The 15230-nt window shown below is 46.6% G+C and carries 15 protein-coding genes; 11 read left to right on the top strand and 4 right to left on the bottom strand.

Features of this window, described 5'->3' with window-relative positions:
- Positions 1-93 precede the first annotated feature (93 nt).
- The 3 genes from ttrS (at position 94) to fumD (ending at position 2777) form a co-directional block, all read left to right on the top strand.
- Complete coding sequence (gene ttrS, locus ACLJRS_RS02935) at positions 94-1872, top strand: tetrathionate respiration histidine kinase TtrS (protein ID WP_001214415.1); 1779 nt, start codon at positions 94-96, stop codon at positions 1870-1872.
- Complete coding sequence (gene ttrR, locus ACLJRS_RS02940) at positions 1847-2467, top strand: tetrathionate respiration response regulator TtrR (RefSeq protein WP_000190927.1); 621 nt, start codon at positions 1847-1849, stop codon at positions 2465-2467. Before ttrS ends, ttrR begins: the two co-directional genes overlap by 26 nt.
- A gap of 97 nt (positions 2468-2564) precedes the next feature.
- Positions 2565-2777: a fumarate hydratase FumD gene (fumD, locus tag ACLJRS_RS02945; protein ID WP_000165779.1), complete on the top strand. Its 213-nt coding sequence runs from the start codon at positions 2565-2567 to the stop codon at positions 2775-2777.
- A 121-nt stretch (positions 2778-2898) separates the two neighbouring features.
- Here the strand turns inward: fumD and mlrB are convergent, their stop codons facing one another.
- The 4 genes from mlrB to ACLJRS_RS02965 all read right to left on the bottom strand — a co-directional run bounded on the left by mlrB (position 2899) and on the right by ACLJRS_RS02965 (position 8369).
- Positions 2899-3858, bottom strand: a complete 960-nt coding sequence (mlrB, locus tag ACLJRS_RS02950; RefSeq protein ID WP_001060729.1) for a transcriptional regulator MlrB — start codon at positions 3856-3858, stop codon at positions 2899-2901.
- Between the two features lie 172 nt (positions 3859-4030).
- Positions 4031-4759: a MerR family transcriptional regulator gene (locus tag ACLJRS_RS02955; protein WP_000122323.1), complete on the bottom strand. Its 729-nt coding sequence runs from the start codon at positions 4757-4759 to the stop codon at positions 4031-4033.
- A gap of 178 nt (positions 4760-4937) precedes the next feature.
- Positions 4938-5576: a two component system response regulator gene (locus tag ACLJRS_RS02960; protein WP_000666335.1), complete on the bottom strand. Its 639-nt coding sequence runs from the start codon at positions 5574-5576 to the stop codon at positions 4938-4940.
- A gap of 30 nt (positions 5577-5606) precedes the next feature.
- Positions 5607-8369, bottom strand: a complete 2763-nt coding sequence (locus ACLJRS_RS02965; protein ID WP_001050765.1) for a two component system sensor kinase — start codon at positions 8367-8369, stop codon at positions 5607-5609.
- 400 nt (positions 8370-8769) lie between these two features.
- Between ACLJRS_RS02965 and spiC the strand changes: the two genes are divergently transcribed.
- The 8 genes from spiC to sseC all read left to right on the top strand — a co-directional run bounded on the left by spiC (position 8770) and on the right by sseC (position 15221).
- A complete protein-coding gene (gene spiC / locus ACLJRS_RS02970) occupies positions 8770-9171 on the top strand; it encodes an SPI-2 type III secretion system protein SpiC (RefSeq protein WP_001738217.1) in 402 nt (133 codons plus the stop codon).
- A gap of 1 nt (position 9172) precedes the next feature.
- Positions 9173-10666: an SPI-2 type III secretion system protein SpiA gene (spiA, locus tag ACLJRS_RS02975; RefSeq protein ID WP_000261279.1), complete on the top strand. Its 1494-nt coding sequence runs from the start codon at positions 9173-9175 to the stop codon at positions 10664-10666.
- On the top strand, positions 10647-11858 hold the full coding sequence (ssaD, locus tag ACLJRS_RS02980) for a SctD family type III secretion system inner membrane ring subunit SsaD (protein ID WP_000323791.1): 1212 nt from the start codon (positions 10647-10649) through the stop codon (positions 11856-11858). Before spiA ends, ssaD begins: the two co-directional genes overlap by 20 nt.
- A gap of 7 nt (positions 11859-11865) precedes the next feature.
- Entirely contained in the window at positions 11866-12108 is a 243-nt protein-coding gene (ssaE, locus tag ACLJRS_RS02985; protein ID WP_000210202.1) for a YscE family type III secretion system co-chaperone SsaE, read from the top strand.
- 262 nt (positions 12109-12370) lie between these two features.
- Positions 12371-12697, top strand: a complete 327-nt coding sequence (gene sseA, locus ACLJRS_RS02990; protein WP_000972855.1) for an SPI-2 type III secretion system chaperone SseA — start codon at positions 12371-12373, stop codon at positions 12695-12697.
- Between the two features lie 6 nt (positions 12698-12703).
- Entirely contained in the window at positions 12704-13294 is a 591-nt protein-coding gene (sseB, locus tag ACLJRS_RS02995; protein ID WP_000094422.1) for an SPI-2 type III secretion system translocon protein SseB, read from the top strand.
- Positions 13291-13764, top strand: a complete 474-nt coding sequence (gene sscA / locus ACLJRS_RS03000) for a SycD/LcrH family type III secretion system chaperone SscA (RefSeq protein WP_000711024.1) — start codon at positions 13291-13293, stop codon at positions 13762-13764. Before sseB ends, sscA begins: the two co-directional genes overlap by 4 nt.
- 2 nt (positions 13765-13766) lie before the next feature.
- A complete protein-coding gene (gene sseC / locus ACLJRS_RS03005; protein ID WP_001079772.1) occupies positions 13767-15221 on the top strand; it encodes an SPI-2 type III secretion system translocon protein SseC in 1455 nt (484 codons plus the stop codon).
- Positions 15222-15230 lie beyond the last annotated feature (9 nt).

A 15230-nucleotide genomic window follows, 5' to 3' on the forward strand; every position in this document is an offset into this window, starting at 1 on the left:
TGTAAAAATCGAGGCGGGGTGCGCTCTATTGTGGTTAACCACATACCCGGCTTGTTGTTGATCTAAAACAACATAATTGACAGGGATATTAGGGTGAGAGGTAAAACCGTAAGGCGCCTGGCGGTGTTGGCGGCAGTAGGGCTACTTTGTCATGGCGCGTGGGCAGGGACGTGGAATATCGGTATTTTGGCCATGCGCGGCGAGGCGTCTACGCGTAGCCACTGGCAACCCTTGGCAAAGACATTAAGCCAACAGCTTCCAGGCGAAACCTTTCACATCCAGCCGCTGGATCTGCATCAAATGCAGGAGGCTGTTAACCAGGGAACCGTGCAGTTTGTGATAACCAACCCGGCGCAATTTGTCCAACTGAACAGCCATGCGCCGCTGCGCTGGTTAGCTTCCCTGCGCTCCACGCGCGATGGGAAAGCAGTGAGTAATGTTATTGGCAGCGTGATTTTGACCCGACGCGATAGCGGCATCACCACGGCGCATGATCTCATCGGTAAGACCGTCGGCGCGATTGATGCTCAGGCGTTTGGCGGCTATTTATTAGGCTATAAAGCGCTCAGCGACGCGGGCTTACGCCCGGAGCGCGATTTTCATCTCCGTTTTACCGGATTTCCTGGCGATGCCTTAGTCTATATGCTGCGCGAAAAAGCGGTGCAGGCGGCAATTGTGCCAGTGTGCCTGTTAGAAAATATGGATCAGGAAGGATTGATTAATAAAAAGGACTTTATCGCGCTGCTTTCCCGACCGACGCCCCTGCCTTGCTTAACCAGTACGCCGTTATATCCTGACTGGTCGTTCGCGGCGCTACCTGCGGTAAGCGATGCGCTGGCGGATCGCGTAACGCGAGCGCTATTCAACGCGCCCGCCGCCGCGTCATTTCACTGGGGCGCGCCTGCGTCCACCAGTCAGGTGGAAGCCTTGCTGCGTGATGTTCGTCAGCACCCTCAGCAGCGTCGACTGTGGCTGGATGTCAAAAGTTGGTTAATCCAGCACCAGCTAATGGTCGGCGGCGTGATTCTGGCGTTCCTGTTGCTCACGCTCAATTATATTTGGGTCATGCTGCTGGTGCGTCGACGTGGAAAGCAACTGGAACGTAATAGCGTAGTTCTTCATCAGCATGAGCGGGCGCTGGAAACCGCCCGGCAAATGAGCGTGTTGGGTGAAATGACCTCCGGGTTTGCCCATGAGCTTAATCAGCCGCTTTCCGCGATTCGACATTATGCCCAGGGGTGCCTGATTCGACTGCGCGCTGCAGATGAACAGCATCCCTTGCTGCCAGCGCTGGAGCAGATTGACCAGCAGGCGCAACGCGGTGCGGATACTCTGCGTAACCTGCGTCACTGGGTCAGCCAGGCGCAGGGCAACCCGGTGCTAACCGAAGCGTGGAAGGCCATAGCCATTCGGGAGGCGATTGATCATGTCTGGCAATTGTTGCGTATGGCGCAACAGTTTCCGACAGTGACTCTGCATACCGAGGTTAGCGCTGCGCTGCGCGTAACTCTGCCGTCAGTGCTGCTGGAACAGGTGCTGGCGAATATCATTCTTAATGCGGCTCAGGCGGGCGCCACCCATTTATGGGTCGTTGCTGAACGCACTGAAAACGGCATCAGTATCGCTTTACAGGATAACGCCGGGGGAATCGATGAGGCGCTATTACGTCAGGCGTTTCAGCCGTTTATGACCACCCGCAAAGAGGGGATGGGCTTAGGGCTGGCGATTTGCCAGCGGCTGGTGCGGTATGGGCGGGGCGATATCAGTATCAGGAACCAGACCGCGCCGGACGGTCTGTCGGGAACGGTGGTCACGATACATTTCTTACATGAAAATGGGGGCAGGGATGGCGACAATTCATCTACTGGATGATGATACGGCGGTCACTAACGCGTGCGCGTTTTTACTGGAAAGTCTGGGATATGACGTAAAATGCTGGACGCAGGGGGCGGATTTTTTGGCGCAGGCCAGTCTGTATCAGGCCGGGGTCGTATTACTGGATATGCGAATGCCGGTACTGGATGGGCAGGGCGTTCATGATGCGTTGCGCCAGTGCGGAAGTACCCTGGCGGTTGTTTTTCTTACCGGGCATGGCGATGTACCGATGGCCGTGGAGCAGATGAAACGCGGCGCCGTCGATTTTCTGCAAAAACCGGTATCGGTAAAACCGCTACAGGCGGCGCTGGAGCGTGCGCTGACGGTTTCATCGGCAGCGGTGGCGCGTCGTGAGATTATACTGTGTTACCAGCAGTTGACGCCGAAAGAGCGTGAGCTGGCCAGCCTGGTGGCAAAAGGATTTATGAACCGTGAAATTGCGGAAGCGATGAATATCGCGGTGCGTACCGTAGAGGTGCACCGCGCCAGAGTCATGGAAAAAATGCAGGCCGGTAGCCTGGCGGAACTGATCAGGCGTTTCGAAAAAATGGCCTCGCCAGAGACCAGAATACGAACAACGTATGAGCCATGAATAATAAACTGCGTTATTTCTTTGATTTGCATCAAATTTTGTTTAATAGAGAAGACTGTTATATTCTGTTGGTTTGATCTGGCGACGAGTAAAACGTATGACAAAACCGACAAAAGATGACGAACTGTACCGCGAGATGTGCCGGGTGGTGGGCAAGGTCGTGCTGGAAATGCGCGATCTGGGGCAGGAGCCTAAATATATTGTTATTGCGGGCGTGTTAAGAACCGCGCTGGCGAATCAACGCATCCAACGTAGCGCGTTAGAAAAACAGGCTATGGAAACCGTGATTAACGCTCTGGCGCGGTCATAGCCGGTATCATGGTGGAAACGGCCTGTTGGCAATGACGAAATGCTAGTGGGCATCGCCTTTGAATCGTCGCGATTGTCACCATGGCGGGCTGGTTGCCCGCCGTTAGCGATGCGCAGGGTTATCAGGTGATGGCTAAGCGCAGCCCTAATGTATCAGGGTACGGCTCAAAATAATTCTGGCTGCGTAGATAGTCATCCGGATGTTCCGCCAGATAGTGCTTCAGCAGCGTTAACGGTGCCAGGATAGGTAGTCGGCCCGCCCGGTAGCCGAGAATCACCTCGCGTAATTCCGCGCGTTGCCTGCTGTTCAACGCGCGGTGAAAATAGCCCTGGATATGCATCAGCACATTGGTGTGATTTTTACGTGAAGCGGGGTGGCGCAGGATAGCCATCAGTTTTTCTCTGTATCGGACAAAGAAGGCATCCAGATCGTCCCACTCATGCAGACGCGCGACGAAAGGGCCAATTTCGCGGTAGCCGGCCTGGTGGTGGGCGAGAAGCTGAAGTTTGTATCGGCTATGAAACGCGAGCAAACTGTGACGACTCAAGCCCTGCGCGCGTAGCGCATTTAATTCATGTAGCGCGAAGATACGTGCGATGAAATTCTCGCGTAGTACCGGATCGTGCAGGCGACCATCTTCCTCTATCGGCAGCCAGGGATATTTGTCCATCATCGCGGCGGTAAACAGCCCCGTGCCAGCTTTGCGGCCCCTGTTACCCTTTTCATCATACAGGCGAACGCGCTCCATTCCGCAACTGGGCGATTTTGCACACACAATAAACCCCGCCAGTTCGCCTATTGTTGGCAGAAACCGATCAGCAAAGGCATTCATTCGCTCGGTGACGTCATCGTGCGGGGCATGGCTATAGCGCATCCGAATGTCGCCACAGGTCGTCTGGATAAGACGCAGCGCAGGGCGGGGCACGGGCAGGCCGATCGCCACCTCCGGGCAGATCGGTTTGTAGGCCACCCACGGCGCCAGAGAGTTCATGACAAAATCCATACGCTTATGTCCGCCATCAAAGCGTACCGTGGCGCCAGTCAGACATCCGCTAATGCCGACTACGGGTTTGTTATTCATGATTCCCCCTTATTGAAAGTACGACGACTGACGCCAATGGCGCAAAATGTTATCTCACGCTGATTTAAAACTTACACAACTTTGTTTTTTTGTCTAAGTTTTCGCGGAGATTTTTTTTGACGTAATTAAATATCAATAAGATAGAATGAGGGGAAGAAATCTATTTCAGCGCCTATAGTGTGATAACCTCCAGCGAAGCGACCACGTTGCGCCACTGGGCAAGCTGTTTTTTCTGCCCGGCAGTGAGCTTTCCGGTGGTCACCAGGAACCATTTTCTCTGGGCGAACAGCTCGGGCGCCAGCACGACTGGGGGAGAGGGAAGCACATTGAGCCGCAGCTCTTGTCCGGTACGAGTCAACGCTTCCAGCCAGATTTCACAGTGATCCGAGAGATTCCATCCGCTAATAAAGGCATTGTTGCCAGGCGCTTTTCTGTCGCCTTCAAGGCAAAAAGAGGTGTAGGCAATAATGATGCCATCCAGTATTTCGCGCAGCGTCATCACGGCGGGAAGGTGCGCGGACACTTTGCTGCGCAACGGACGCAATAAATGGGTCACCAGTTCTGCGCGAGGATATTCCCGGCCACAGTCATAAATCAACTGCCGCAGCGCGTCAATTCGCCCTTCGTGGAGATGTTGGAGCATCGTCTCCTGGATCGTTATCCAGTTATCGCCCAGGCGAATGACCGGACGCGACAGTAAGGGTTTGACCTGGCTTATCGGTACGCCTTTTCTCACCCAGTCGAGGATGCTAAGCGCTTGTCGAATATCGTCATCGCTGTATAAGCGATGCCCGCCATCAGTACGCTGCGGTTTCAATAAACCATAGCGTCGCTGCCATGCCCTTAGCGTGGCGGCATTGATACCGCATAGTCTGGCAAATTCGCCTATAGAATACGACATGGTAAAGCCCGTTAAATAAGGGGATTCTACTATATCATGATCAAATGAAGACTAAGGTAGTGATAAATGGTGCGGCATACCAGGGCATCCGCATGGATTTTGTCGATGATGAGCAATACTGCGTGGCGTAAGGCTCATCAAAATATGACCAATGCTTAATATCATCGGACGCCCCTGGTTAATACTCTATTAACCTCATTCTTCGGGCACAGTTAAGTAACTCTGTCACTTTATGAACCTGTAGCTTTCTCATCATATTCATCCGGTGTGTTTCGACGGTTTTTATACTGATATGTAGCTTTTCGCTGATCCCATGATTGGTATACCCCTCGTCAATAAGTTTAAGAACCTGACGCTCGCGCAAAGTAAGCAGTTGATGATTGGTCGTGTCAGCGTTTAATTCAGCCAGGATAGCTTCCCGATTCAACGTTGGGTCAATGTAACGCTTGTTTACTGCTACTGTTTGCAATGCCGCTAACAGAACTTGCTGACTACTGCTTTTTAAAACATAGCCATTAGCACCTGCGGCTAAAGTTTTAATGGTCATATACTCTTGTTGGTATGCCGTGTAAACCAGAATATTCATTGCTGGCCAACGCTGATGTAATTGAGGAATGATATCCAGGCCATTGATGCCAGGTAAGCTGAGATCAAGGATAAGTATGTCAGGTTCGTATGCGCAACAGGCATTATAAACCTCAAGACCATTTTTAACATGCTCTACAATTTTAAAATGAGGCCAGGGTAATAAGGCATTCATAATGCCGTTAATGATGATTTCATGATCGTCTACTAATAAGATCTTATATTCTTTCATTTTGCTGCCCTCGCGAAAATTAAGATAATATTAAGTAATGGTGTAGTTTTTGAAGATCATACGTATTTTCTGGCGTAAGTCGGTTAGTTCCTCCAGCGCGATGATTTTCCCCATTTTTACGCGATTCTCAATGTCTATGACATAGCATACCAATTCAGTCTGCCCTATTTGACCTAAACAGCCTTTTAATGTGTGAATTAACTGATCAATTTTTTTTCCAGCCGATACGGCATTTTCAATATCAGCCAGCAAGAGGTCCAGTGATTGGAAAATCTTGCTATTAATGACCACATCATCTGTCGCCAGTAGCGCTGAGCAGCGACTCGGATCCTGCTCCTGTAGCTCTATATTTCGTAAAAGTTGGTATTCTGCGGCAATACTGATATAGCGAGCTAAGGTAGCCAATGTCACTGGTTTGGTAATGTAATGATGAATCCCATTTTTTTTACAACGATGAATATCTTCTGCCGCTACGCTAGCGGATAGCGCCACAAACATGCAGTCAGGATCTAAATTATTCGGCTCATCGTGCCATAATTGTACACATTCAATACCATCTATTTCTGGCATTCTAATGTCAATCAGTACTAAATCGAATCGCTGCTGTTGTGATAAAGTCAGAGCCTCGTTACTACTGGCGGCAATAGTGACGTGTTGGCCCAGGCTGACAAGCATTTTGCCGATGATATCCCGATTAATATCGGCATCATCAACCAAAAGAATCTGCAACTGCCAGGGTGGTAACAAATTATTTATTACTGGCATATTTGGTGTACACAATATTAACTGTTGCGCCAGGTCGTAGAGTTTTCCGGGGAAATACAAAAGCTCTGCGTTGAGAAGCGCATTTTGCTGGTGGGGTGGCTCGCCGCGTATTCCCCAGCAAGCCAGTTGGCGATGCAGGCAGAACGGCGCTGACAGTGTCCCTTTAATTGGTTGAGGCGGCTGGTATTCTTGTAAGGGTAATACTAGCGAGACACAGGTTCCAACCCCGGGGACACTTTTTAGTGTCAGATTACCGCCCATCATTTTAGCCAGGCTTGACGCAATAGTCAGTCCAATTCCTGTACCTTGCGAATTTGTGTCTGCTTGATAAAAAGCAGTAAAGATTTGAGACTGCTGCTGTATTTCAATCCCTTTACCGCTATCGCTAACCAGAAATATTAATTGTTCCTCATGACGCTTGACCGTCAGACGTATCCCTCCGGTTTCGGTAAATTTTACCGCGTTCCCGAGTAAATTAACCAAAATTTGCCGTAAACGGATACTGTCGGTATGAAAATAGAGAGGGACATGTTGACCGACAAAAGTACGTAATGACAGTTTTTTGCTTTGCGCCGGCCCCTGGATGGTTTGCATTGCCTGGTCCAGTAACGGCAGTAACGCTGTTTCTTCCATATGTAATGTGAAATGACCAGACTCGATGCGTGAAAAATCCAGCAGATTATTAATAATAGCTAACAAAGACAGTGTACAATTTCTGGCGGTATCAGCTAGTCCTTGCTGCTCTATGTTTAAAGGGGTGGTTTGTAATAATTCAATCGCACCGAGTACGCCATTCATCGGAGTACGTAACTCATGACTTATTACCGTAAGATGAATGCTTTTACGTTTGTTAGCTCGCTCAGCGCGTTTTTTTGCTTCATTTAGCGCCTGGGTGCGCTCTGCGACTTTGTTTTCCAGATTGTCGTATTGGACTTGTAGAGTATCAAGCAGTTGGTTAAAAGCACCGGCAATACTATCTAATTCATCCAGTCGTTGTGCTGGTAAACGTGTGCTCAGCGGTGCAGTTGCGGTTTTATTAATGACATCGACAAAACGCCATAACGGTTTGGCCAGTGAGCGATGTAGTAACCAGCAAAAAGCCGACGTCATCAACACCAATGCTGTTAATGTAAAGGGGATTTGTTGAAGGATAATTTTTAAGATGCGATTATGTAGATTACCGTATGGGTACAGCGTAACCAGACTCCATCCGGGGCCATGCAAGGTTGTGCGTAATATCAGAAATCCGGGAATTTGCTGCCATCCATCATGCAGCGTTACATTTTCTAACTGTGTACGTATTTTTTGCGGGATGTATGAAAACGGCAATAAGTGGTTGTTTTGATCCAGCCATACTCGAATACTATCATCTAATGGCAGGTGGCTCTTAGTAATGAGATCGGGAAGTTTAACCGTCACCCCAAAAAATACGCCTTGCTGATCGGCAACCGCAACGGAAGCGTGCCATCCTTTGCCGTTTATGTATTCTGGTTCACTCCAGTAAAACCCGGCATGGGTTGGGTATAAAGGAAAGCTTTTTCGCGTTAAAGGCTGTAGAGTTGAATAATCTGAAGGGTTATCAGTAGATAATAACGAAATCTCATTTTTATGATTAAGAATAAAACTATCGCGACGAAAGCTTTTTTCATCGATATCAGAGGACTGCAGAAAGAGACGGTGCTTCTCTCCGTTTAGCGTCGGCGTGCAATTTGAAGGACCGACAGATAGATGCCGGCTCACCTCAGGGAAAATATCGTTATGATGAATCTCAGTCGCTAATGAGCATTGATACATTAAATTTTTAGCGTCACGTTCAGCCTCTTCAAACCGTTGATTGCTTAGTACAATATTCATCTCGGATAGAACGGATAAATCCTCTATTATATGCTGCCGTTTCTGAACCATTGATATATAAGCTGCGGTAAGCACAGATAGCAGCCAAATAATTATTGTTGTTAATAAAAATAAAAAAGTTAGCCTGATTACTAAAGATGTTTGCAGCGTATTCTTGAGATTGAGCAAATTCATAATGCTTCCCTCCAGTTGCCTGTTGCAAAATCTTTGGCACTTGATCACTATCGCAGTACATATAGTTTCATCAGAAGATTAATCGATGGTGTTATCATTAGGAAGATAAATTTCTTCATATATAACCCAGTCGATGACTACAATTACTTTTTAATAAGATGGCGATGTAAAAACATCGTAACAGTTTATTTAATAAATAATTTTTCAAATTGTAATTTTTTATGTCAATGCTGAAAGTGTAATTGTGAATTTATCGGAAAATCCGAATGATAGAATCGCCTGTGACAAGGTATATGTAGACAGCATCCTGATATTGTACAAGAAGAGTATAGTCGAAATAAATGTGAATCAGGCTTTTTACGGATGTGGTTGTGAGCGAATTTGATAGAAACTCCCATTTATGTCTGAGGAGGGATTCATGCTGGCAGTTTTAAAAGGCATTCCATTAATTCAGGATATCAGGGCCGAAGGTAATAGCCGATCCTGGATAATGACTATTGATGGGCATCCTGCCAGAGGAGAAATTTTCTCAGAAGCATTTTCTATTTCTTTGTTCTTAAATGACCTGGAAAGCTTACCTAAGCCTTGTCTTGCCTATGTGACACTACTGCTTGCAGCACACCCGGACGTCCATGATTATGCTATACAGCTCACAGCGGATGGGGGATGGTTAAACGGTTATTATACCACAAGTAGTAGCTCTGAGCTTATTGCTATTGAGATAGAAAAACACCTGGCTTTAACTTGCATTTTAAAAAATGTAATACGCAATCACCATAAACTTTATTCGGGTGGGGTATAAAATGGTAGTAAATAAACGTTTAATCTTAATTTTACTATTTATACTCAATACAGCAAAGAGTGATGAGTTATCATGGAAAGGTAATGACTTCACCCTTTATGCCAGACAAATGCCATTAGCAGAGGTTTTACATCTGCTCTCAGAGAACTATGATACGGCTATTACTATTAGCCCATTGATAACAGCTACATTTAGTGGAAAAATTCCGCCTGGACCACCGGTCGATATTTTGAATAACCTGGCAGCACAATATGATTTGCTTACCTGGTTTGATGGCAGCATGTTATATGTATATCCTGCATCGTTATTAAAACATCAGGTTATCACTTTCAATATTTTATCTACTGGACGGTTCATTCATTACTTACGCAGCCAGAATATCCTTTCATCACCGGGATGCGAGGTTAAAGAAATTACCGGTACCAAAGCTGTGGAGGTGAGCGGTGTTCCCAGCTGCCTGACTCGTATTAGTCAATTAGCTTCAGTGCTGGATAATGCGTTAATCAAACGAAAAGACAGTGCGGTGAGTGTAAGTATATACACGCTTAAGTATGCCACTGCGATGGATACCCAATACCAATATCGCGATCAGTCCGTCGTGGTTCCAGGGGTCGTGAGTGTATTGCGTGAGATGAGTAAAACCAGCGTACCGGCGTCATCGACGAACAATGGTTCACCCGCTACACAGGCATTGCCCATGTTTGCTGCCGACCCACGTCAGAATGCAGTGATCGTTCGTGATTATGCGGCCAATATGGCCGGGTATCGGAAACTTATCACAGAATTAGATCAACGCCAGCAGATGATAGAGATTTCGGTGAAAATTATCGATGTTAATGCTGGAGATATTAACCAGTTAGGCATCGACTGGGGAACGGCAGTGTCGCTGGGTGGCAAGAAAATTGCGTTCAATACAGGTTTGAATGACGGTGGTGCTAGCGGTTTTTCAACGGTAATCAGCGATACCTCAAACTTTATGGTGCGTTTGAATGCCCTGGAAAAAAGCTCTCAGGCTTATGTACTTTCCCAGCCATCTGTGGTGACTTTAAATAATATCCAGGCTGTGCTGGATAAAAATATTACTTTCTATACCAAACTGCAGGGAGAAAAAGTGGCTAAACTTGAATCCATCACTACGGGTTCTTTGTTGCGCGTTACACCTCGCTTGTTAAATGATAATGGCACGCAAAAAATAATGCTTAATCTTAATATTCAGGATGGACAACAAAGTGATACGCAAAGCGAAACAGACCCGCTGCCCGAAGTGCAAAATTCTGAAATTGCTTCGCAGGCCACATTATTGGCCGGGCAAAGTCTATTGCTGGGAGGATTTAAACAAGGTAAACAAATCCACTCGCAAAATAAAATTCCTTTATTGGGCGATATTCCTGTCGTAGGTCATTTGTTTCGCAATGATACGACTCAAGTACATAGTGTAATCAGGCTTTTTTTGATTAAAGCCTCAGTAGTAAATAATGGCATATCTCATGGTTAATCCAAAGAGCTCCTGGAAAATACGTTTTTTAGGTCACGTTTTACAAGGCCGGGAAGTATGGCTGAATGAAGGTAACCTGTCACTGGGGGAGAAAGGATGCGATATTTGTATTCCGCTTACTATAAATGAAAAAATTATTCTGAGAGAACAGGCAGATAATTTATTTGTTGATGCCGGGAAAGCCAGAGTTAGAGTTAATGGCCGCAGATTTAATCCAAATAAGCCGCTACCATCCAGTGGGGTTTTGCAGGTTGCGGGAGTGGCTATCGCGTTTGGTAAACAGGATTGTGAACTTGCTGATTATCAAATACCCGTTTCCAGATCAGGCTACTGGTGGTTGGCTGGCGTATTCTTGATTTTTATCGGTGGAATGGGGGTCCTGTTAAGTATTAGTGGTCAGCCTGAAACGGTAAATGACTTACCTTTGCGGGTTAAGTTTTTATTAGACAAAAGCAATATTCATTATGTGCGGGCGCAATGGAAAGAAGATGGCAGCCTGCAGTTGTCCGGTTATTGCTCGTCAAGCGAACAGATGCAAAAGGTGAGAGCGACTCTCGAATCATGGGGGGTCATGTATCGGGATGGTGTAATCTGTGATGACTTATTGGTACGAGAAGTGCAGGATGTTTTGATAAAAATGGGTTACCCGCATGCTGAAGTATCCAGCGAAGGGCCGGGGAGCGTGTTAATTCATGATGATATACAAATGGATCAGCAATGGCGTAAGGTTCAACCATTACTTGCAGATATTCCCGGGTTATTGCACTGGCAGATTAGTCACTCTCATCAGTCTCAGGGGGATGATATTATTTCTGCGATAATAGAGAACGGTTTAGTGGGGCTTGTCAATGTTACGCCAATGCGGCGCTCTTTTGTTATCAGTGGTGTACTGGATGAATCTCATCAACGCATTTTGCAAGAAACGTTAGCAGCATTAAAGAAAAAGGATCCCGCTCTTTCTTTAATTTATCAGGATATTGCGCCTTCCCATGATGAAAGCAAGTATCTGCCTGCGCCAGTGGCTGGCTTTGTACAGAGTCGCCATGGTAATTACTTATTACTGACGAATAAAGAGCGTTTACGTGTAGGGGCATTGTTACCCAATGGGGGAGAAATTGTCCATCTGAGTGCCGATGTGGTAACGATTAAACATTATGATACTTTGATTAATTATCCATTAGATTTTAAGTGAGTGGAAAATGACAACTTTGACCCGGTTAGAAGATTTGCTGCTTCATTCGCGTGAAGAGGCCAAAGGCATAATTTTACAATTAAGGGCTGCCCGGAAACAGTTAGAAGAGAACAACGGCAAGTTACAGGATCCGCAGCAATATCAGCAAAACACCTTATTGCTTGAAGCGATCGAGCAGGCCGAAAATATCATCAACATTATTTATTATCGTTACCATAACAGCGCACTTGTAGTGAGTGAGCAAGAGTAAAGTAAAAATATCTTAGAGCCTATCTCACCAGGCGTTATTGGTGTAGCCAGTCTGGATACGGACAGCGCGCAAAAACCGCAGCGTACACGTAGTACGTGAGGTTTGACTCGCTACGCTCGCCCTTCGGGCCGCCGCTAGCGGCGTTCAAAACGCTAACGCGTTTTGGCGAGCACTGCCCAGGTTCAAAATGGCAAGTAAAATAGCCCTAATGGGATAGGCTCTTAGTTAGCACGTTAATTATCTATCGTGTATATGGAGGGGAATGATGATAAAGAAAAAGGCTGCGTTTAGTGAATATCGTGATTTAGAGCAAAGTTACATGCAGCTAAATCACTGTCTTAAAAAATTTCACCAAATCCGGGCTAAGGTGAGTCAACAGCTTGCTGAAAGGGCAGAGAGCCCCAAAAAGAGCAGAGAGACAGAGAGTATTCTTCATAACCTATTTCCACAAGGCGTTGCCGGGGTTAACCAGGAGGCCGAGAAGGATTTAAAGAAAATAGTAAGTTTGTTTAAACAACTTGAAGTACGACTGAAACAACTTAATGCTCAAGCCCCGGTGGAGATACCGTCAGGAAAAACAAAAAGGTAAAGCATAATGTCTTCAGGAAACATCTTATGGGGAAGTCAAAACCCTATTGTGTTTAAAAATAGCTTCGGCGTCAGCAACGCTGATACCGGGAGCCAGGATGACTTATCCCAGCAAAATCCGTTTGCCGAAGGGTATGGTGTTTTGCTTATTCTCCTTATGGTTATTCAGGCTATCGCAAATAATAAATTTATTGAAGTCCAGAAGAACGCTGAGCGTGCCAGAAATACCCAGGAAAAGTCAAATGAGATGGATGAGGTGATTGCTAAAGCAGCCAAAGGGGATGCTAAAACCAAAGAGGAGGTGCCTGAGGATGTAATTAAATACATGCGTGATAATGGTATTCTCATCGATGGTATGACCATTGATGATTATATGGCTAAATATGGCGATCATGGGAAGCTGGATAAAGGTGGCCTACAGGCGATCAAAGCGGCTTTGGATAATGACGCCAACCGGAATACCGATCTTATGAGTCAGGGGCAGATAACAATTCAAAAAATGTCTCAGGAGCTTAACGCTGTCCTTACCCAACTGACAGGGCTTATCAGTAAGTGGGGGGAAATTTCCAGTATGATAGCGCAGAAAACGTACTCATGAAAAAAGACCCGACCCTACAACAGGCACATGACACGATGCGGTTTTTCCGGCGTGGCGGCTCGCTGCGTATGTTGTTGGATGACGATGTTACACAGCCGCTTAATACTCTGTATCGCTATGCCATGCAGCTTATGGAGGTAAAAGAGTTCGCCGGCGCAGCGCGACTTTTTCAATTGTTGACGATATATGATGCCTGGTCATTTGACTACTGGTTTAGGTTAGGGGAATGCTGCCAGGCTCAAAAACATTGGGGGGAAGCGATATACGCTTATGGACGCGCGGCACAAATTAAGATTGATGCGCCGCAGGCGCCATGGGCCGCAGCGGAATGCTATCTCGCGTGTGATAACGTCTGTTATGCAATCAAAGCGTTAAAGGCCGTGGTGCGTATTTGCGGTGAGGTCAGTGAACATCAAATTCTCCGACAGCGTGCAGAAAAGATATTACAGCAACTTTCTGACAGGAGCTAAAAATGAATCGAATTCACAGTAATAGCGACAGCGCCGTAGGAGTAACCGCCTTAACACATCATCACTTAAGCAATGTCAGTTGCGTTTCCTCGGGTTCGCTGGGAAAGCGCCAGCATCGTGTGAATTCTACTTTTGGCGATGGCAACGCCGCGTGCCTGTTATCAGGGAAAATTAGTCTTCAGGAGGCAAGCAATGCGTTGAAGCAACTGCTTGATGCCGTACCCGGAAATCATAAGCGTCCATCATTGCCTGACTTTTTGCAGACCAATCCCGCGGTTTTATCAATGTTGATGACGACATTAATACTCAGCGTTTTTGGTAATAACGCTCAATCGTTATGCCAACAGCTTGAGCGGGCAACTGAGGTGCAAAATGCATTACGTGATAAGCAGGTAAAGGAGTATCAGGAGCAGATCCAGAAAGCGATAGAGCAGGAGGATAAAGCGCGTAAAGCGGGCATTTTTGGCGCTATTTTTGACTGGATTACCGGCATATTTGAAACTGTGATTGGCGCCTTAAAAGTTGTGGAGGGTTTTCTGTCCGGTAATCCCGCAGAAATGGCTAGCGGCGTAGCTTATATAGCCGCAGGTTGTGCAGGAATGGTTAAAGCCGGAGCCGAAACGGCAATGATGTGCGGTGCTGACCACGATACCTGTCAGGCAATTATTGACGTGACAAGTAAGATTCAATTTGGTTGTGAAGCCGTCGCGCTGGCACTGGATGTTTTCCAGATTGGCCGTGCTTTTATGGCGACGAGAGGTTTATCTGGCGCAGCTGCAAAAGTGCTTGACTCCGGTTTTGGCGAGGAAGTGGTTGAGCGTATGGTAGGTGCAGGGGAAGCAGAAATAGAGGAGTTGGCTGAAAAGTTTGGCGAAGAAGTGAGCGAAAGTTTTTCCAAACAATTTGAGCCGCTTGAACGTGAAATGGCTATGGCGAATGAGATGGCAGAGGAGGCTGCCGAGTTTTCTCGTAACGTAGAAAATAATATGACGCGAAGCGCGGGAAAAAGCTTTACGAAAGAGGGGGTGAAAGCCATGGCAAAAGAAGCGGCAAAAGAAGCCCTGGAAAAATGTGTGCAAGAAGGTGGAAAGTTCCTGTTAAAAAAATTCCGTAATAAAGTTCTCTTCAATATGTTCAAAAAAATCCTGTATGCCTTACTGAGGGATTGTTCATTTAAAGGCTTACAGGCTATCAGATGTGCAACCGAGGGCGCCAGTCAGATGAATACTGGCATGGTTAACACAGAAAAAGCGAAGATCGAAAAGAAAATAGAGCAATTAATAACTCAGCAACGGTTTCTGGATTTCATAATGCAACAAACAGAAAACCAGAAAAAGATAGAACAAAAACGCTTAGAGGAGCTTTATAAGGGGAGCGGTGCCGCGCTTAGAGATGTATTAGATACCATTGATCACTATAGTAGCGTTCAGGCGAGAATAGCTGGCTATCGCGCTTAATCTGAGGAT

The sequence above is a fragment of the Salmonella sp. SAL00670 genome (genome assembly GCF_046552235.1).
Lineage (GTDB): Bacteria > Pseudomonadota > Gammaproteobacteria > Enterobacterales > Enterobacteriaceae > Salmonella > Salmonella enterica.